Source organism: Halomarina rubra, assembly GCF_023699475.1.
In the GTDB taxonomy this organism is placed as follows: domain Archaea; phylum Halobacteriota; class Halobacteria; order Halobacteriales; family Haloarculaceae; genus Halomarina; species Halomarina rubra.
Genome location: NZ_JALXFV010000011.1, coordinates 37,690 through 55,612, shown reverse-complemented (window position 1 = coordinate 55,612; position 17,923 = coordinate 37,690). Strand labels below are relative to the sequence as shown.

Genomic DNA, 17,923 nt, shown 5'->3' with positions numbered 1-17,923 from the left:
ATCGGTGTTGCCGCTTTGTTACCGTGCCGTTACGCCTCTTCCGGCGTCTGCGCCGTTGCATTAGCTATGCTAGAAGTTCACACCACCGGTCGCGGCTACTCCGCTTCGGCGGCGAGGTGGGCGTTCAGCCGGACGTCGAAGGCCAGCGCCGTCACCAGCGAGAGGCCCCCGAGCAGGAGGACGACCGACGAGACCAGCGCCGGGACCACCGACCCCTGCGCCCACAGCACGAACGAGTACGCGGATCCGAGCAGGCCGGCGAGCAGCGCCGACACTGCGAACAGGTAACAGAGTGCGACGGGGTGGAAGCCGCCGCCGAGGTACTTCGAGCGGACGCGGGTCCCGAAGTTCCCGGCGAGCAACAGCGACACTCGCGGGATGAACGACCCGTAGCGGATGGTGCTCGTCTCCTCGCCGTACACCGCCGGGTGCGGGACGTCGGCGACCCGCGCGTCGAGCAGGTTGAGCTTCGCGAGGATGTCGTTCTCGAAGCCGTAGTCCTCGTAGAGGCCGTCGACATCGAGCTTGCGGAGCGTCGTGCTGGAGATGGCGGCGTAGCCGTTCTGGGAGTCCCCGACCGACCAGTAGCCCGACGAGAGCTTCGTCAGGAACGACAGCATGTGGTTCCCGAACAGGCGGAATCGGGACATCCCGGTCCAGCCACCGCCGGCCATCAGCCGGTTGCCCTTGGTGTAATCCGCGCGGTCCTCGACGATAGGGTCGAGGAGGTGGTCGAGCACCTCGGGGTCCATCTGGCCGTCGCCGTCCATCATCGCGACGATGTCCATGTCGTCGGCGAGCGCTCGCTCGAAGCCGCGCTTGACGCTCGCGCCGCGACCCATGTTCCGGTCGTTGCGCATCGGGACGACGGGACCGTCGTGGGCGACGCCGCCGTCGGCGACCGTCGCGACGGGCTCGCGTGCCCGTTCGCTGTTCACGCGGTCGGAGGCCTCGAGGATCTCCGCCCACGTGTCGTCGGTCGAGCGGTCGTCGACGACGTAGATACGGTCGACGAACGTCGGCATCGTCTCGATGACGCCGCCGACGAGGCCCTGTTCGTTGTACGCGGGGACGACGACCCCCACGGAGTTGTCACGGTACACGGTCACCACTCGCCGTGATGACGGCGACGCTCTCCTCGCGAGCGCCGGTGGGCTGCCACCGGCCGCTCTCCGTCTGCCTTCGTGTCTCGTGTGCGTCCTGCATGGATTGTGTGGTCGACCCCTGCGCCACGGTGGGCGCGAGTTTGACTGCTAGAGTACACTCCGAAGTGGCGCTTTGTTATGCGGAACTTGCAGGCGAGACGCCCCGAGCGTCCCGTTCGCTAGGGCTGTGATAAACTGCGGTTGGGTGTCGCCTAAGCGTCGTGTCCGAAGCGTCAGGACCGGGCTAACGGCCGTCTCGGCACACGGCGGACGAGTAACGACCGCCAACACCCACCGACCTAGTCGTCCACCCAGTGTGCGCCGACTCGGTCACGCGACCGAGACACACCGAGTCGGTGTGAGCGCACGGAGAAACGGACGACCGGAACCGCGACGAGGAGAGTCACCACGACCGAGACCGGCGTCGGCGAGCGCCGACGGCGGGTGTCGGCGCGTCGCTCGGGTCGACCGACAGGTCACCGGTCACGACCACCTACCGACAGACCACCCAGTCGGGGCCGACCGTCGGAGTCCCGACGCGAGGAACCGGTGGCCGACCGCGGGGAGACCTCGGCGACGAGCCATCGTCACACCGCTACGTCCTCGCGTCGTCACACCGCCGAACCGGTCACACTGTCCGAACCGACGAGAACACGAGACCACGCGGGCGCTGGTGGCGGGTCGACGCTCCCGACGGGCGAGCAGCGACCGACACCGACGGCCAACGACTGCGAGCGGCGGAGGCGAACCAGGAACTCGGTCGACGACGGCGCTGGCGACACCGAGCGCCAGTCACGGAGGAGTGGCGGGACGTGTCGGCGAACGCTGGGCGTGGTGTGTCGGCGAAACGGCTGGCACGGCGTGGCCGTCGCCGAGGAGTCAGCGCGGAGAGAATAGGGAGGTAGTCGGCGAGTGGTCCGGCCGAGAGGCGTGTGACGCGTCGCGGACGCGCCGGTCGCAGTCAGCCGTCCTCGTCCTCGGTGCCGACGTCGAGCGCGTGGAACCCGGTGTCGTCGGCGGTGTCCATGCTCACGGACCCGGTGATGGGACCCTTGTAGAGCAGGTAGGCGAGTCGGACGTTCTCACCCTCGTAGCTGATGGTGGTGCGGTGGGGGTTGATCCACTCCTCGCCCGGTTCGAGCGTCTGGCGATAGCGGGTGACCCCGCTCGTCTGGACGACGTTGCCCTCGTCGTCGACTTTCTGCACCTGGATGACGACGGTGTACTCGACGGTCTGCTGTTCGTTGTTCTGGACGTAGAACGCCGACTCGACGGCGCTGCCGCGCTCGATGGGTTCGCTCAACTCGCCGCCCGAGCCGAAGACGTAGTTGCCCGTCTCGTCGAGGTGGCCGACGCTGAACGTCGTGTAGCGCTGGGCATCCTGCGGCGAGGTGATCGCGAACCCCCCCGCGAGGAGCGCGAGGACGACCGAGACGCCGAGACCCACCGAGAGGAGCACGTCCGTGCGTGACCCCTCGGTCGAGCGGCCGGTGACGGCGTTCCAGTACCCGAGCGGGAGGCCGTAGCGCTCCTGAGCCGAGAGCCGCCAGCGGCGGATGGCCGCGACGACGGTGAACAGCGCGGCGACCCCCGAGAGCGCGACGACCGCCGGCTCGGCCGTCATCGGTCCGGGCTGGAACGCGACGAGCACGCCCACGATGGGGAGCAGCGTCAGCGAGAGCCCCAACCCGAGCGCGAGGCGCTCGGTGGTGTCGATGCCCGACGGGCGCTCTCGCACCCGGTCGAGCAGTGACCCACGGCGCTCGCCGGAGGGGGCACGCGGGAACGCCGCGGCCGCCAGCGCGTACCCCGGGACGAACACGACCAACGGCAGCGTCAGGACGATGCGGAGCGTGTTGCCGGGCGCACCCAGTGCGTTCGAGGCCAGTAGCCAGTTGACCAGGCCGAGATACAACAGGACGACGATGAGGTCGAACGGGATGGCCGACGCTCCGGAGCGTCGAGCACTCACGAAACACACCTCCCGGTTCGAATCGAGGGACCGTACGACATGCTACTACGAGTCCGGAGGCGACTGCGGCGCATTGTTATACTGATGCTATCGCCGCGGCTCAGTCGAAAGAGAGGTACTGCTCTTCCCAGTCGCGACGGCTTCGAAGCGCCTCCATGCCCGAATCGGAGACCGCGTAGTAGTTCGTCCGGCGGTCGATCTGGCCCTTCTCGACGAGTTCACGGTTGACGAGAACGTCGAGATTGGGGTAGAGTCGTCCGTGAGTTATCTCGCGGCCGGTGTGCGCTTCGAGCTCCTCCTTCACTGACTGGCCGGACGCTTGGTCCAACCCAGCGATGACGTACAGGAGGTCACGCTGGAACCCGGTCAGGTCGAATATCTGCATGACATGTTAAAATATCGGATAACCGATTTTGTTAGTCACCAAGTAAATCGTCAGTTTCCTGACCCCCCGGTTTGTTTCACCGACGCAACCGTGAGCGAGGCGTTCGCTAACCGTGATGGACGAGGTTAGCAGACCGATGTGTGAGCCTACGAGAGCCCGATAGCTGGTCCGTAACAAAGGGCGCACGTGACCCAGTAAAGTCCATGTTGACGTTGGTATCGGCACCCACCACCGATGGGGGCGGTGCTGTAAGCGTAGCTGAACGAGGGGGGCTCGACGGACCCACATGCAACGAGAGACACTGATGGCTGAGGAGACGGAGCTGGCGCTCGACGACGCGTTCAACATCCTCAGTAACTCGCGTCGTCGATACATCCTGTACTACCTTTACACGCGCGGGGAGCCCGCGACCATCGACGAGTTGGCCGGGCAGATCGCGGCGTGGGAGAACGAGATTCCAGTCGAGGACCTCGACGACACCGCCCGGCGGCGGGTGTACGTCTCGCTCTATCAGACCCACCTGCCGAAACTCGACGACTTCGGCATCGCCGACTACGACCGCGACGACGGCACGGTGACGCTGACCGAACGAGCCGAGGAGATCGTCCGCTATCTCCCCGTCGAGGAGTCCGACCACCGCGACTTCACCTGGTACTACGTCGGGTTGAGCGCCGTCGCCGTCGTCCTCCTCGTCGCAGTGGCGGCCAACGTACTCGTGCCGGCCATCGCTGCCGTCGTCATCGCCGTCGGCCTGCTCGCGCTCGTCGGCGCACAGTTCCTCTCGCGGCGCTCGGACGGGAGCCGCGACCTGCTCGAACTCGAGGACCTGGAGTAGACGTAGACCACCCGCGGACCGTTCTCCTCACTCGCCGCTCGTCGAGCCGTCGGCTTCGAGAGCGCTGGCGTCGGTAGTGTCGACGAGGAGGCTCGCTCTCCCGACTCGACAGCCGCCGGTGTCGTCACTCACCGTGTGAGCGTGTGGACAGAAACGGCGTCGTTCGCGGTGAGACAGGTGGGTGGCCGACTGTACCGATAGGCAGGCGTCTCAGCGGACCGCGGTGACGTCGACGAGGGCGTCCTCGGTCGCGGAGATCCACTGGGTGATTATCTCTTCGTCCGACGCGTCGTGGGGGTAGAACGTGTAGAGGTCCGGCGCGTCGTCGTACGGTTCGACCGTGTAGTCGAGTTCGAACCGAGGCCACGCGAACAGTGACCCCTCTCGGACCTCGGCGTCGCGCTGTTGTGTCGTGTCGATGTTCTCTCTCATGGCGTGGCCCTGAACACCTATCGGTACACCACAACGTCGTATAGTTATGCGGCGGTATGCCACGGTTTAGCTATCCCTATTCCCGCAGAAGACAGTCACTCCTCTCGGAGTTCGGCCGGCGGTGGCGACTCGGCGTCCGCCGCCGCCTCGACGTGGACGGAGCCGTCGCTCTCGACGCGGACCGCGTAGCCACAGTACTCGAACAGCACGTACCCCCCGGGGGCCGTCCGCTCGAACAGGTTGTCGAGGGCGTCGGGGTCGACCACGTCGTTCAGTGGCGGGTCGAGTCGCATCGGTTCGACCGCCTCGCGGTCGGCGACCTGCCGAATCACCCGCGTACTCGCCGGAACGTCGTCCGCCCCACTGCTGGTCATCGTGTCTCGGGGTCGCAAACCGTGGACATAACGATATCGAATCCGCCGAGACACGAGATCTACGAGCCGAGCCGGGAGACGACGGTCGAACGGGGGCCGCGTGTCGGGCGAGCGTCACGGCCGACCCGACAGTGACGGGCCGTCGAGCAGGGACGGAGGGGTGAAATCGGGGGTGTGAGCCGACGGTCACCGGACCTCTTCGAGCGCGACGTACGCCCCGCGGGTCGCGGTCAACCACCCCTCGCGGCGGTTCGCGGGGTCGTAGACGACCAACTGGTCGGGCGCGAGCGTGGGGAACCCTTCCTCGGCGTCGGGGTTGAACTGACAGTCCAGCGTGAACGTGGGCCACTCCTCTCGGGTGGACATACCCGGTCGTACTCACGACAGCGACTTCAATCCAGTCGATAGGATAGCGAAAAAGTATCTATTTCGTACTTAATTTTAGTATAGATTATACTGTTAATAACTGCCAGCGTAGCGATTCCACTGGTGGTAGTGGCGCACACACCGAGCACTCGCGTCGTGTCTCAGAGGTCGTAGACGGCTATCGACCGCTCCCCACACGCCTCACAGACGTCGTCCGTCTCACACAGTGTCGTCCCGCAGCGACGGCACTCGAAGATACGGGTTGACCCACGATACCGCTCGACGATGGACGCGATGATGCTCACCGGTTCCCCCTCATCGGCACAACGCTTCGGAGCGTCACACTACTATCTTCCGAATCCTCTCGGAACGTGACTACTCGTTGAAGGTGATAGGTCGTCGAAAAGGAACGCGTGGGCCAGGCCGGGGGTGGGAATTGGCTGGCAGTGACGATGGCACGTGGGGTCCCGGCGGTCGCCCAAGGTTCGACACCCCCCTTCGGGGCGCAGTAGACACTGCGTTGGCTAGCCGCTTAGTTATCGGTCTCGTAAGCGTCCCCGGCGCGTGCTACGGCGTCGGTAACCCGAAAAATGTGCGACAGTAGTGCGAACTCAGTTGACGGTACGCCAACTCTTCGTCGCAGCCACCATCACCAGGAGCGCGAGGAACGCCACGATGAACCACGCACCAGTGCCGGAAGCGAAGAACTCCGCCAGTGGTTCGAGCAGGCTCGCACCGACTGCCTGCCCGATGGCGAAGATCATCACTGCGACCCCGAGGACGAGGATGCCCGCGCGAACGAGCGTCTCGGTGAACCAGCTACCGACCTCCTCGGTCGTGCTGTTGGGGCCCTTGTTCCGCGTCCGACCCTGCTGGGTTTGGTTCTGCGGCGCTCCCTGACCATTGCCCTGCGGAGCCTGCTGGCCCTGCTGGGCGTTCTGGGGCTGCTGTCCCTGGGCGGTGCCCTGGTGAGACTGCTGTCCCTGACTACCCTGTGCGGCGTTACCGGTTCCGCTGTTGGGGTTCTGACTCATGGTCGGCAAACGCTCCACCACCCGATACACGGGACCTATGGAAAGTTATACGTCGAATTACCGATCACAGCGTCGGTGAATCGAAGCCACCGGAACGCGTCCCGTGGTGCGTTTTCCGCGCTTTACTGGCATCGAACCGGAATCTCACCCCCGACCGACCGACTCCCGGCGGTGAACCACGACCTCCACCGACCCGCGGGCGTATGCGGGCTTTAACAAAGCCCGCTCAGGACGCAGTTCGCTCACATGGAGATACAGGAGGTCCACTCGCGAAGCAACGCGATTCTCGACGAGGTGTCGCGAGCGGTCATCGCCGACAGACAGGTGTTACGAACGGTTCTCACGGGCTTTCTCGCCCGTGGGCACGTCCTGCTGGAGGACGTCCCCGGCACCGGGAAGACGCTGACGGCGCGGTCGTACGCCACCGCGCTCGGGCTGTCGTTCTCGCGCATCCAGTTCACCCCGGACCTGCTGCCTTCCGACGTCACGGGCACCCACATCTTCAACGAGAAGACCCGCGAGTTCGAGTTCCAGCCCGGCCCCATCTTCGCAAACATCGTGCTCGCCGACGAGATCAACCGCGCCTCGCCGAAGACCCAGTCCGCGCTCCTCGAAGCGATGGAGGAGGGCCAGGTCACCGTCGACGGCACGACCCACACCCTCCCCGAACCGTTCTTCGTCATCGCGACGCAGAACCCCGTCGAGCAGGAGGGGACCTTCCCGCTGCCCGAGGCCCAGAAAGACCGGTTCATCATCAAGACGAGCCTGGGCTACCCCGACGAGGAGGGCGAACTGGAGATCATCAACCGCCGCGCCGAGCGCGACACGGCGATGCCCGGCGCACAGCGCGTCACGAACGACGAGGAGGCCGTCGCACTCCGCGAGGCCCCCGAGTCCATCCACACCGACCCGGACGTCCGCCGGTACATCACGCGGCTCTGCCGGGCGACCCGCGAGGACTCGCGCGTCAAGACCGGTGTCTCCCCGCGTGCGACCCAGCGGCTGTTCGAGGCCTCCCGGGCGCTCGCCGCCATCAACGGCCGCGCCTACGTCACGCCCGACGAGGTGAAGGCCATCGCGCCGACCGTCCTCTCCCACCGCCTCGTGCTCACCGCCGACGCCCGCGTCGGAAACGTCAGCAAGCGCTCGGTCGTCATGGACCTCCTGGAGAACGTCGAGGTGCCGACCGTCCAGTACACCGCCCAGCAGAGCCAGCCCTCGGCTGGCGACGACTGACGAGGACGCGTAACGCGTTCCGACCGATTTCTCCGGCCGCCCGCTTCGCGAGCGACGCGCTCGACTCGTCGCGGACGTCGAACCGTCTCCGTCACGACCGAACCACCCGTTCGCCGCGCGATTCTACATCTCTGTCACGTCGGTCTACCGTCCCGACGAACGGACGAGTCGCCCGTCGTCTCCACCACCGACGAGCGACCGGTGAACGACACCCACGCGGCGCGTCGAGCACGGGACGGCCACGAACGGCCCGAGCCTGTGCGCATCGCCACACCAAGACGCGAGTGGCGACGGCGACGACGTTGACCGAGACGGTGGAACAGCCGAGAGACCGAAGCGAACGACGGCCGGTGGGGTGAGGCGTGGCGGCGGATGCGGAGCGGCCGCGTCGCTGGGGGATGGGAGAGCGCGAGAGGGAAGGGGGCGTTCGAGCGATTCGCCGCTGTGAGAGCGCTACTTGTACAGCGCGACCATCAACACGAGCGCCGCACCGAGGAGCAACAGCAGGCTCTCGAGCGGGAGGCCGGTGATGTCGGCGTTGAACATCACCAGACCGGTGCCGACGCTGAGGCCGCCGAACACCGCGGTGCCGCCGGAGTGAGACAGTTCGGCGGGCCAGGTTCGCGCGTCGCTCCCGAGCTGGTCGCCGAGGTTGATGGCCTGCTCGCCGGCGTCCCAGGCGACGATGGCGGCGACGATGCCCAGCAACAGCGGGATGGGGTCGGGACCGGTCCCGTTGACCGCGCCGGTGAACACGACGCCGAGGACGAGGAACGCGAACCCCAGCGAGACGAGCCGTCGCGACAGCCGTCGGTGGACCGGCAACACGCCGAGCGCGATGAACGGCAGGCCCAGTAGCCCGATGAGTTCGCCCGTGTACGTGAAGCTGCGGTCGTAGACGCCGACGAGCGAGACGCCGACGCCGAACCCGGCGAACCCGACGGCGACGCCGACGAGCGCGATGGGAACTCCGAGCACTCGGAGGCCGCGACGGTAGACGGCGGCCCCGAACGCGAGGACGAGCACGCCGGCGAGCGAGATGCCGACGGCGAGGTACTGTTCGGAGACCGTCGCGAGCGCCGCGACGCTCCCGGCCGCCGCGAGGACGGCGATGGCCGAACTGACTCGACGCGGTCGGTAGTCGACGCGCATCAGTCCATCACCTCCGTCGAGTTGACGATGGTGGTGCCGAGCGGTTCGTCGACCGTCCAGTCGACGACCGGAATTTCGGCCTGCCGGAGCGAGCTGATGCGGTTTTCGCGGTCGACGCCCGCCAGCCGCGAGCCGACCGTCGCGTCGCTCGTGACGTCCGGCGAGACGACCGTGACGGGGTGACCGCTGGCCTCCAGCGACAGCGCCAGCGACGTGATGTACTCGTCGCCCAGCGGCGAGAGGAGGACGACCTGTGCGTCACCCGACAGCCGCTTCCGGAGTTCGGCGGCCTGCTCGTCGGGGTCGGTCGGGTCCTCGTCGGGCGGCACCGTCGAGAGCACTGGGTGGGTCGCGAGCAGTTCGCGAGCGGTCAACTCGTGTTCGAGGCCGACGCCCGCGGCGAGCCAGCAGAACTCCCGGCCGATGGCGGCGAGACCCACGTAGTCACGGGTCTCGCCGAGCGCGGTCAACAGCTGTTCCGCACCCGCGAGGTTGTACGCCAGCCCGTGGGGTTCGCCCTCGGCGCTGGCGCGGTAGGCGCTCGGCCGTGCGTCGACGAGCAACACGATGGTCGCCGCCCGCTCCTCGCGGAACTCGACGGTCGTCAGCTGGCCCGTCTTCGCGTAGCGCTTCCAGTCGATTCGGCTCATCGGGTCGCCCTTCTGGTACTCGCGGGTGCGGTGGAACTCGATACCCGCCCCGCCGTCGTCGGTGACGAGGCGGCCCGTCGAGTGGCGGGTCTGTTTTCGCAGCGGCACCTCGGGCACCGCGTCGGTGCAGGTGAGCACCGTCGCGGGGTCGCAGTCGACCTCTGCTTCGAGTTCGGTCCCCCCGGAGACGTCCCGCAGGAGGGCTGTGACGGGGTCGAACTGGTGGCGGCCGTACTCCGCGCCGACGGTGTAGGAGAACTCCGTCGTCGTCCCCGGCCAGAGGAACGTCGCGTGTCGGGGCGACCCCTCGCGCACCGCGAGCATCGGCGGGACGCCGTCGACGAACCGCACGTCGGTCAGCGGCCAGCGGCCGGTGTTGGTGATGCGGACGGTGACCTCCACGTCGTCGCCCCGGTCTGGCGTGTCGTCGTCGATGACCCGCTCGACGGCGAGCGTGGCCGACGGCGACCCCGTCAGTCGGGGGTAGGCGGCGTAGGCGGCGACCGGCACCGTCGCGAGCAACAGGAACGGCGTGTTCGCGAGGACGCCGACCGCGCTGGCGAACAGCGCGACGGCGACGATGCCACGCCACCGACCGGTCCGGCGGCGCTCGCCCTCGACGACCAGGTCGTCGCCGTCGGCGTCCGTCGAGACTCGCTGGCCGTAGCTGGACGACGTGGCCGTCTCGACCTCGGCGTCGGTCGCGGCGTCCGCGTCCGTCGCCGCGTCCGTGTTCGTCGCCCGGGCCTTCGTCGTCGTGTCGGCAGTAGCGTTGCTCATTGGGCACCTCCGGGCGTCCCGGTCGGACCGGGCGTCTCACCCGGGTCGCTCGTCGACGCCGTCCCGTTCGAGGCGGCCTCGCGGGCGACGGCGACGATCTCGTCGGCGGCGGCACGCGCCCCGTACTGGAGCCACGACTCGCCGCGTAGCGCCGCCCGGATGCGTGCCGAGCGGGGCGCAGCACCGTTGGTCGCGAGGAACTGGCTGGCCGCCTCGTCGTCGGTCCAGCGGCCGGACTCGACGAGTGCGCGGGCGTCCTCTCGGGCGACGCCGCGCGCTCGCATCAGCGTCCGCGTCGCCTGCTCGCGCAGGTCCTCGCGGACCTCCTCGGGACGGTCCGAGAAGTACGTCTCTCGGACGCCGAGGCCGTCGTCGACGAGGTCGTCGAACTCCGCGCCCAGCACCGGGACGTACTCGACGTACTCCGGTTCGGGGGGGGCGGCCTCGTCGACGCTGCTGGCCGCACGCGCGACGAGCATGACGACGAGGACGCCGAGGGCGACGACGGCCAGACCGGCGACGACGAGGTAGTCGCTCCCGAGCGCGGTGATGGCGGCGTCGACGGGCAGCGCCTCGCCGAGTCCGGGGACGAGGACGACCGCCATCGCCCCGCCGAAGACGAGGACGCCGAGGACGACGAACAGGTACCAGAGGGCGCGGCGCAGCGACGCCATCAGACCTTCCCTCCGAGGTTCATCCGGCGCAGCGACTCACGGGCGCGTCGGGCGTCCTCGTCGGTGATGGGCTGGGTGCCGTACCGGACGTTCTCGAACACCGAGCGCAGCGAGGAGACCGCGTCGCGGTCGAGGCCCGCAGCGACGGCCGCGTCCGCACACTCGGCGGTCGTCATCTGGCGGGGACGGGCGATACCTGCGCGGTCGGTCATCGCGAGCCACGCGCGTTCGATCTCGTTGCGCGGGTCGGCGACCCACTCGGTGCCCGTCGTGTCCTCGCCGCCGTGGCGCTGGGGGAACAGCGCCATGAACAGCGCCAGCAGGCGGGAGCCGTACCGGCGGGCGACGACGGCCGCCGCGAGCAACAGCAACACCGCCAGCAGGTACGGGAGCAGCGCTAACAGCAGGTCGAGCAGCTGGTCCCAGAGCGACTGCTCCTCACCGGGACCCTGGTCGCCACCGTCGGGTTGCTCCTGCTCCTGTTGACTCTGTGACTGCTGCTGGGGCGAGGTGTCTTTCACCTCCTCTTTCGGGGCGTCCTTGTTCGTCTTGACCTCCTCTTTGACCTTCTTGGCCTGGTCGTTCCCGAAGGGGACGTTCTCGAAGTCGAGGTCGATGACCTCGTCGGGGTCCGACGAGAGGGACGATTCCAACGTAGTCGCAGAGACCCCCATCGCGACGATGCAGAGGAGCGCCACGGCGAGCGCGACGACCCGGTCGCCACTCATGGGTCGCCTCGCTCCGTGGGACTCGACGTATCGGTTGACATCACGGTCGTTGGTAGAGAAAGCACCGCTCGCGGTCATAGTTAATCGGCAGCTACACGTTCGTGACCGTCGGTTGCGGTCGTTTTACCGCTCGACACCCTCGGTGGGACAGTCGACGACCGACCGACGGCCGCCGGGGGTAGCGACGGCCACTGGGCGATAGAATCGCACGGGGCACGCCTGCTGGTCGAAGAGATTTCGCGCGACCGGCCGTCTGAGCGTCGCGGGCGAACGAGGGAGGAGAGCGACGGCGACGCCGGCGTGTGGTGGCGAAGCCAGTCAGTCGACGATGGTCACTCGACGGTGACGGACTTCGCGAGGTTGCGCGGTTTGTCGATGGAGCGGCCCAGACCGTAGGCGGTGTGGTACGACACCAACTGGAGCTGGACGTTCGCGAGCAGGCCCGCGAGGTCCGGGTGCGTGTCCGGGACGCGCAACACCTCGCCGGCGACGCCGCCGACGTCCATCCCCTCCGGGGCGATGGCGACGACGTGCGTCCCGCGGGCTTTGGCCTCCTCGGCGTTCTTCAGCGTCTCCTCGCCGCGCTCGCCGGTCAACAGCGCGTACACCGTCGTATCGGTGGTGACGAGCGCGAGCGGACCGTGTTTCAGCTCGCCGGAGGCGAACCCCTCGGCGTGCTCGTAGGTGATCTCCTTGAACTTCAACGCCCCCTCCAGCGCGACCGGGTACTCGAAGTCCCGACCGATGAAGAAGTGCGCGTCCCGGCCCATGTTGTCGTCGCTGACCGTCCGGGCGTCGGTCGTCGCCAGCAGCTCCTCGACGGCGTTCGGGAACGCCTCCAGCGCGGCGAGGAACTCCGCAGCGTCCTCCCGGACCGTCCCCGCTTCGCTGTCGCTCGCGATGCGGTGGGTCAGGAGCGTCAGCGCGACGACCTGTGAGGTGAACGTCTTGGTCGCGGCGACGCCGATTTCGGGGCCAGCACGGATGTACAGCGTGTCGTCGGCCTCCCGCGACACCGACGACCCGACGACGTTCGTCACCGCGGCGGTGCGGGCGTCGGCCTCGCGAGCGCGTCGGAGCGCCCCGAGCGTGTCTGCGGTCTCGCCGGACTGCGTGACGGCGACGGCGAGCGTCGACTCGTCGACCGGCTGGAGGTCGTAGTACTCGCTCGCGCGGAACGCGCTCGTCGGGAGGCCCGCGCGGGTGAGCTGGCGGGCGGCGACGAGCGCGGCGTGGTACGACGTCCCGCAGGCGAGCAGGTGGACGTGCTCGACGCCCTCGAACGTCCCCGGCGGGAACTCCTCCAGGTGGACGTCGTCGCCGTCGATACGGCCCGCGAGCGTCCCCCGGAGCGCCTCCGGCTGGGCGTCGATCTCCTTTCGCATGTAGTGGTCGTACTCGCCTTTCCCGGTCTCCTCGGCGCTCCACTCGACCGTCTCGGGCGTGCGCGTGACGGGACCGTCCTCGTGGCGGTTCGTCAGCCGGTAGCCGTCGCCGTCGACGGTGACGACGTCGCCGTCTTCGAGGTAGACGACCTGGTCGGTGAACTCCAGGAACGCGGGGACGTCGCTGGCGAGGTAGTAGCGCTGACGGTCGGTCCCCTCGTCGACGAGGCCGAGCACGAGCGGCGAGTCCTGCCGAGCGGCGTACACCACGTCCTCGCCGTCGACGAGCAGCGCGATGGCGTAGCTCCCCTCCAGGTCGTCGAGCGTGCGCTCGAACGCGGTCTCGACGTCCAGCCCCTCCTCCATGTAGTGTTCGACGAGGTGTGGGACGACCTCCGTGTCCGTGTCACTGCGGAACGTGTAGCCCTCTTCACGCAGGCGCGCGCGGAGCGCTTCGTAGTTCTCGATGATACCGTTGTGAACGACGGCGACCCGCCCGGACTGACTGGTGTGGGGGTGGGCGTTCTCGTCGGTCGGCGGGCCGTGAGTCGACCAGCGAGTGTGCCCGATGCCGACCCGACCGGCAGGGGTGTCGGACGCGACGGCCGCGTCGAGCTCGCTGATCTGGCCCGCTCGCTTCCGCACGGCGATACCACTCCCGTTCTGGACGGCGACGCCGGCCGAGTCGTAGCCCCGATACTCGAGGTTCTCGAGGCCGGTCAGCAGGTCTCCGGCCGCGTCGTCCGCTCCGATACACGCGATGATTCCACACATGGCTAATACGAGGTCGGCGAGACGTGCCCCGTGACACGCGCGTCGTGCGACCTCACTAACTCCGACGTACTCAGCTACGACACATTATTATGCGGCGTGTAAGTCAGTCGAACACGACCGTCAGTCTCACGGTACTTCTCGTCGAGAAACCGACCGCAGTCGTGCGGTTTACGGGGTCCATACAGTCGGAGGGAGGCGTACCGAACCGCCGACATCGGGGAGTCGCCGAGAGCCACGCCGCTCGGCCCGCTCACCACGTCCGGCCGGCGGCGGACGGCCAGTGGTGAGGGACGACGGGTGGCCCGACCGGTCCGACGTGGTCTCCGGGGAGACCCGATGCTGTCGGGGGGTCGAGAGACCCGGCGCTGTCGAGATGGTCGAGCGCTGCGCGCGTGCGACCCGCGGACGGAGTCGCCGACTCCGTCGGCGGACGAACGCACGGAACGAGGACGTGACGTGGACTCCCGGACCAGCGCCGTCGCTGGGGGACGTGAGACCACCGCCCGACCTACCAGCCGGGCGGGTCGACAGGAACGAGTGCGGCCGTCACCGGCCGCGGACATGACAGGTACCGCGGAATGACAGGAACGACGGGTCGCCCGTCGCTACGGGACGATCTGTTTGCCATCTCTGAGGTCACGGGCCGTTCCACAGCTGAGACAGCCGTAGACCTCGTCGGCGTTGTCGCCGAACACGCGGACGAACTGTCGAGTGACGAATTCGCCACAGTTGTTACACCGCCGCTGGGAGTCAGTCGGTCGCGCAGAGTTTACAACATCCATCGTTCGACACCGACTGGGACAACACAGGACAGGTCCTTTGCTATCAGCAGTATAACGGCGGTTAGTGGGGTTCTACTCGCTAAAATTCGGGAGTATCGAAGTCGTGTTACTGCGCGGCATACTGCCCGAGGTCGACCGTTCGGTCGGGAAGGTGGTCGCTACGTGCCGTTCGGTGGTCAACGACGGCCGCCGGTGGTCGAGGAACGGTCACCGGTGGCCGACGGGGGAAGACGGTCGAAGACGGTCGATGACGGAACGGCACAGCGGAGAGTCGATGGGAGGGACCGACCGGAAAGCGGTCGTCGACAGGACCGGAGTCGAGCGAGAGGTCGGGGGCCCCTCCGGGCGTGCCGGCACTCGGCGACGTTCGACGGGTGGGGGGTTAGCTGGACGGCTGGACCGCGGCCGTTCGACTCGTCGTGGACGAACCGACAGCGAGACGAACGACGGCGAGAACTGAGACGAGAACAGGAGTCAGCGAGACCGGTCAGCGAACTGCGGTCGCCACCGTCGCGGCGGCGAACGCGAGCGTGAGCACCGTCGGGAGCCAGAGACCCGTCGCCGGGAGCACGGAGGCCCACCCGGCGACGGTGAGGACGGCGGCGAGCGCCGTCACCGCGGCGGGGTACTGGACGACCGCGAACTCGGCGGCAGCGTCCGTCTCCTCCTCGCCGTTCTCGACCGTCAGGTACGGGACGAGGCTGTCGGTGAGGGGGGTCCGGCTGACCGTCCCGCGGTTCTTGTCGTAGTCGATGACGCCGGCCTCGTCGAGTTTCGGCAGGTGACACTGATACAGTCCGACGTAGACGCGCTTTCGCTGGGCCGACGTCAACTGGGCGACGCTGATGTCGTTCTCCAGGGCGGCGATGTGTTCGGCGATGCTGCCCATGTCGACGCTCCCCTCCTGTTCGACCAGATACTGGACCGCGCGGCGGCGGCGCTCGTTCTGGAGCAGGTGGAAGAGGTCGTCTTTCGCGAGCGTCTCGGGGGCGCTCGGCTCTACGTCGGCCTCGGCTTCGGTTTCGGTGACTCCCGTTGCGTTCATGAGTTCGTGACCTTCACATCTCCCGAGACGGCCAGCGGTCTTCAAGGTGGAACCAAAACAGTTTGGTAAGGTCTGACCAGTGCCCGCCGACAGATTGGTCGGCACGCCCAGAGACCGTACGGAGGGCGACACTACCGCGTCGTTCTGGGCGTTTGACTGTCACCACTTAAATCATTCGCCAGACGACAGCGAACCGACGACACAGGTGTCGGTGGCACTGGGGCGCGCGCGAGAGAGGTGGGAGGTTCGACCACGCCACCGGGAACGGCCGGACGACGGACACACCGGGTTTCCGGTGAAATACGCCGTTAAGTCAACTGTGTGTGACAATCATACTTTCGAGACGTACGGGTCGCCCTCGGTTCACTCGGTGTCCATCAGGACGCTCTGGACGACCTCGGGGTCCTCGAGCAGCCGGTGTTCGGTGTAGCTCCCCTCCGCGGAGCCGCCGCTGTGGCGCGACTGTTCGATGACGTCGAGGAAGGCGTGTTCCTTGAGGAGGTCTCGAACCCGGCGGAGCGATAGCGACTCCGACCCCTCCTGGCGACACACCTGCTCGTACAACTCGTAGATGCGCGTCGTCCGGAACGCCTCGTCGTCGCCCTCGTTGAGCGACAGCAGCGTCAACGCCTGCAACACGTAGCGCGCGTGGGGCGTCGAGCCGCGGATGAGTTCGCGAAAGCGGTCGGTCTCGGCGCGCTGGCGAGCCTGGACGACGAAGTCCTCCTGGACGACCTCCGCACCGGTCGACTGGGCAATCTCGCCGGCGTACCGGAGGATGTCGATGGCCTTCCGGGCGTCCCCGTGTTCGCGGGCGGCGAGCGCGGCGGCGCGCGGGATGACAGAGTCGTCGAGCACACCCTCGCGGAACGCGTCCGAACGCGCCTGCATGATGTCGCCCAACTGGGCGGCGTCGTAGGGGGGGAAGACGAACTCGCGTTCACAGAGACTCGACTTGACGCGCTCGTCCATCCGGTCTTTGTACTTGATCTTGTTCGAGATGCCGATGACGCCGATCTTGCAGTCGGTGAGTTTGCCGGCCTCGCCCGCCCGCGAGAGCTGCATCAGGATGTCGTCGCTGTCGAGCTTGTCGATCTCGTCGAGGATGACGAGCACGACGTCGTAACACTCGTCGAGGATGGTCCACAGCCGTTTGTAGTACGTCGCCGTCGCGATTCCCTTGTCGGGGATGTTCACCCCCGTCTGCTCGGGATCGTTGAGCGAACTCGCGATGGTCTGGACCGCCTGGGTCTCCGTCGAGTCCTGGGCGCAGTCGACGTACGCGAAGTCCGTCGTCACGCCCTCCTCCTCGGCGGTGTCGATGAGCCGTCCGGAGACGTACTTCGCACACAGCGACTTTCCCGTCCCCGTCTTCCCGTAGATGAGGACGTTGCTCGGGCTCTGCCCGAAGATGGCGGGGTTGACCGCGTTGGCGAGCTGACTGATCTCGGCGTCCCGGCCGACGATTCGGCCCTCGTCGGGGAGGTGGTTGATCTCCAGGAGCTCCTTGTTCACGAACACCGGGTCCTCCCGGATGAACAGGTCGTCGGCGTCGGACATCTGGGTACACACCGCGTTTCCGGTGAAACGTCTTGACTGTTCCCCATACAGGCTGGTGAAAGTGATATTCTATCACTCGTCCTTTTGCTCCGTCGAAAACCACCACATTGAACAACTTCTGACTTTGTTCCAACAGAATCCACAGACCGCACACACACACCACGTTTCCGGTGAAATCGCCTTCGAGGGTGGGGGTGGGTGGAGGCGAAGGGTGGGTAGTAGCTGTCGGGGCGGACCGATTCACCGGAAACGCGGTGTGTCCCTCGAACCCGTCTCGGGGGCGTCGCCTGCCGAGTGAGGAGTGAGAGAGGCTCCAGACAAGCTCAGTCGACCGTCCGTCGACCGTACACCGTCGACGACGACGACGAGGGACGCGACGACGAGAGCGCAACCACCACGACAGTCGGTCGGAACGCCGGAAACTAGATTCTCGACCGACGGGTCGAGTTCACTTGCAAGAGATCGATCGAGAGAACGACGCTTGCCGTTCTCTTATTTGGCTAAAACTGACTTGATGGACTTTTCGCTGGTTGAGTACTTGTAAGTGAGTGGTAGAGTGAAACTGAAAGTGGAACTGAGTCGGTTGAGGGAATGAGTCCTCCCCTGAACGACAC

18 protein-coding genes are annotated in these 17,923 nt (G+C 67.1%); 2 read left to right on the top strand and 16 right to left on the bottom strand.

The features are described from left to right. Positions 1 to 95: 95 nt before the first annotated feature. The 3 genes from M1L36_RS20860 to M1L36_RS20850 form a co-directional block, all read right to left on the bottom strand. Positions 96 to 1,103: a glycosyltransferase family 2 protein gene (locus M1L36_RS20860; protein WP_250875689.1), complete on the bottom strand. Its 1,008-nt coding sequence runs from the start codon at positions 1,101 to 1,103 to the stop codon at positions 96 to 98. 1,003 nt (positions 1,104 to 2,106) lie between these two features. Continuing rightward, positions 2,107 to 3,117: a DUF8471 domain-containing protein gene (locus M1L36_RS20855; RefSeq protein WP_250875688.1), complete on the bottom strand. Its 1,011-nt coding sequence runs from the start codon at positions 3,115 to 3,117 to the stop codon at positions 2,107 to 2,109. A gap of 100 nt (positions 3,118 to 3,217) precedes the next feature. Further along, positions 3,218 to 3,496, bottom strand: a complete 279-nt coding sequence (locus M1L36_RS20850) for a PadR family transcriptional regulator (protein ID WP_250875743.1) — start codon at positions 3,494 to 3,496, stop codon at positions 3,218 to 3,220. A gap of 292 nt (positions 3,497 to 3,788) precedes the next feature. On the opposite strand from M1L36_RS20850, the gene M1L36_RS20845 reads away from it, so the two are divergent. Continuing rightward, on the top strand, positions 3,789 to 4,337 hold the full coding sequence (locus M1L36_RS20845) for a DUF7344 domain-containing protein (RefSeq protein WP_250875687.1): 549 nt from the start codon (positions 3,789 to 3,791) through the stop codon (positions 4,335 to 4,337). Positions 4,338 to 4,547: 210 nt separating this feature from the next. On the opposite strand, the gene M1L36_RS20840 is transcribed toward M1L36_RS20845, so the two are convergent. The 5 genes from M1L36_RS20840 to M1L36_RS20820 form a co-directional block, all read right to left on the bottom strand. Beyond that, positions 4,548 to 4,769 carry a DUF7511 domain-containing protein gene (locus tag M1L36_RS20840; protein ID WP_250875686.1) on the bottom strand — a complete coding sequence of 74 codons (222 nt, stop codon included), beginning with the start codon at positions 4,767 to 4,769 and terminating at the stop codon, positions 4,548 to 4,550. A 95-nt stretch (positions 4,770 to 4,864) separates the two neighbouring features. Beyond that, positions 4,865 to 5,143 carry a HalOD1 output domain-containing protein gene (locus M1L36_RS20835; RefSeq protein ID WP_250875685.1) on the bottom strand — a complete coding sequence of 93 codons (279 nt, stop codon included), beginning with the start codon at positions 5,141 to 5,143 and terminating at the stop codon, positions 4,865 to 4,867. Positions 5,144 to 5,329: 186 nt separating this feature from the next. Beyond that, complete coding sequence (locus M1L36_RS20830; RefSeq protein ID WP_250875684.1) at positions 5,330 to 5,509, bottom strand: hypothetical protein; 180 nt, start codon at positions 5,507 to 5,509, stop codon at positions 5,330 to 5,332. Between the two features lie 161 nt (positions 5,510 to 5,670). After that, on the bottom strand, positions 5,671 to 5,814 hold the full coding sequence (locus M1L36_RS20825; RefSeq protein WP_250875683.1) for a hypothetical protein: 144 nt from the start codon (positions 5,812 to 5,814) through the stop codon (positions 5,671 to 5,673). A 306-nt stretch (positions 5,815 to 6,120) separates the two neighbouring features. Then, a complete protein-coding gene (locus tag M1L36_RS20820; protein ID WP_250875682.1) occupies positions 6,121 to 6,543 on the bottom strand; it encodes a hypothetical protein in 423 nt (140 codons plus the stop codon). 246 nt (positions 6,544 to 6,789) lie between these two features. Between M1L36_RS20820 and M1L36_RS20815 the strand changes: the two genes are divergently transcribed. After that, on the top strand, positions 6,790 to 7,779 hold the full coding sequence (locus tag M1L36_RS20815; RefSeq protein WP_250875681.1) for an AAA family ATPase: 990 nt from the start codon (positions 6,790 to 6,792) through the stop codon (positions 7,777 to 7,779). Positions 7,780 to 8,232: 453 nt separating this feature from the next. On the opposite strand, the gene M1L36_RS20810 is transcribed toward M1L36_RS20815, so the two are convergent. The 8 genes from M1L36_RS20810 to M1L36_RS20780 all read right to left on the bottom strand — a co-directional run bounded on the left by M1L36_RS20810 (position 8,233) and on the right by M1L36_RS20780 (position 17,309). Beyond that, positions 8,233 to 8,931, bottom strand: a complete 699-nt coding sequence (locus M1L36_RS20810) for a DUF7519 family protein (protein ID WP_250875680.1) — start codon at positions 8,929 to 8,931, stop codon at positions 8,233 to 8,235. Then, positions 8,931 to 10,361 carry a DUF58 domain-containing protein gene (locus M1L36_RS20805; protein ID WP_250875679.1) on the bottom strand — a complete coding sequence of 477 codons (1,431 nt, stop codon included), beginning with the start codon at positions 10,359 to 10,361 and terminating at the stop codon, positions 8,931 to 8,933. The genes M1L36_RS20810 and M1L36_RS20805 overlap by 1 nt, the downstream gene beginning before the upstream one ends. Continuing rightward, positions 10,358 to 11,035 (bottom strand): DUF7269 family protein, encoded by a 678-nt coding sequence (locus tag M1L36_RS20800; protein WP_250875678.1) that lies wholly within the window; start codon positions 11,033 to 11,035, stop codon positions 10,358 to 10,360. Before M1L36_RS20800 ends, M1L36_RS20805 begins: the two co-directional genes overlap by 4 nt. Further along, a complete protein-coding gene (locus tag M1L36_RS20795) occupies positions 11,035 to 11,763 on the bottom strand; it encodes a DUF4129 domain-containing protein (protein ID WP_250875677.1) in 729 nt (242 codons plus the stop codon). The genes M1L36_RS20800 and M1L36_RS20795 overlap by 1 nt, the downstream gene beginning before the upstream one ends. A gap of 332 nt (positions 11,764 to 12,095) precedes the next feature. Then, entirely contained in the window at positions 12,096 to 13,922 is a 1,827-nt protein-coding gene (gene glmS, locus M1L36_RS20790) for a glutamine--fructose-6-phosphate transaminase (isomerizing) (RefSeq protein ID WP_250875676.1), read from the bottom strand. A gap of 605 nt (positions 13,923 to 14,527) precedes the next feature. After that, positions 14,528 to 14,704 (bottom strand): DUF7563 family protein, encoded by a 177-nt coding sequence (locus M1L36_RS21770; protein WP_439954819.1) that lies wholly within the window; start codon positions 14,702 to 14,704, stop codon positions 14,528 to 14,530. 487 nt (positions 14,705 to 15,191) lie between these two features. Further along, positions 15,192 to 15,749: a DUF7344 domain-containing protein gene (locus tag M1L36_RS20785; RefSeq protein WP_250875675.1), complete on the bottom strand. Its 558-nt coding sequence runs from the start codon at positions 15,747 to 15,749 to the stop codon at positions 15,192 to 15,194. Positions 15,750 to 16,112: 363 nt separating this feature from the next. Next, the gene (locus tag M1L36_RS20780; protein ID WP_250875674.1) at positions 16,113 to 17,309 is read right to left on the bottom strand and encodes a Cdc6/Cdc18 family protein; all 1,197 of its coding nucleotides are present in this window, start codon (positions 17,307 to 17,309) and stop codon (positions 16,113 to 16,115) included. Between the last annotated feature and the right edge of the window lie 614 nt (positions 17,310 to 17,923).

Excerpts from the sequence above, each read along its gene's own strand:
- M1L36_RS20845 (WP_250875687.1), top strand. The coding sequence starts at position 3,789 with ATGCAACGAGAGACACTGATGGCTGAGGAGACGGAGCTGGCGCTCGAC.
- M1L36_RS20840 (WP_250875686.1), bottom strand. The coding sequence starts at position 4,769 with ATGAGAGAGAACATCGACACGACACAACAGCGCGACGCCGAGGTCCGA.
- M1L36_RS20835 (WP_250875685.1), bottom strand. The coding sequence starts at position 5,143 with ATGACCAGCAGTGGGGCGGACGACGTTCCGGCGAGTACGCGGGTGATT.
- M1L36_RS20830 (WP_250875684.1), bottom strand. The coding sequence starts at position 5,509 with ATGTCCACCCGAGAGGAGTGGCCCACGTTCACGCTGGACTGTCAGTTC.
- M1L36_RS20820 (WP_250875682.1), bottom strand. The coding sequence starts at position 6,543 with ATGAGTCAGAACCCCAACAGCGGAACCGGTAACGCCGCACAGGGTAGT.
- M1L36_RS20815 (WP_250875681.1), top strand. The coding sequence starts at position 6,790 with ATGGAGATACAGGAGGTCCACTCGCGAAGCAACGCGATTCTCGACGAG.
- M1L36_RS20810 (WP_250875680.1), bottom strand. The coding sequence starts at position 8,931 with ATGCGCGTCGACTACCGACCGCGTCGAGTCAGTTCGGCCATCGCCGTC.
- M1L36_RS20805 (WP_250875679.1), bottom strand. The coding sequence starts at position 10,361 with ATGAGCAACGCTACTGCCGACACGACGACGAAGGCCCGGGCGACGAAC.
- M1L36_RS20800 (WP_250875678.1), bottom strand. The coding sequence starts at position 11,035 with ATGGCGTCGCTGCGCCGCGCCCTCTGGTACCTGTTCGTCGTCCTCGGC.
- M1L36_RS20795 (WP_250875677.1), bottom strand. The coding sequence starts at position 11,763 with ATGAGTGGCGACCGGGTCGTCGCGCTCGCCGTGGCGCTCCTCTGCATC.
- glmS (WP_250875676.1), bottom strand. The coding sequence starts at position 13,922 with ATGTGTGGAATCATCGCGTGTATCGGAGCGGACGACGCGGCCGGAGAC.
- M1L36_RS21770 (WP_439954819.1), bottom strand. The coding sequence starts at position 14,704 with ATGGATGTTGTAAACTCTGCGCGACCGACTGACTCCCAGCGGCGGTGT.
- M1L36_RS20785 (WP_250875675.1), bottom strand. The coding sequence starts at position 15,749 with ATGAACGCAACGGGAGTCACCGAAACCGAAGCCGAGGCCGACGTAGAG.
- M1L36_RS20780 (WP_250875674.1), bottom strand. The coding sequence starts at position 17,309 with ATGTCCGACGCCGACGACCTGTTCATCCGGGAGGACCCGGTGTTCGTG.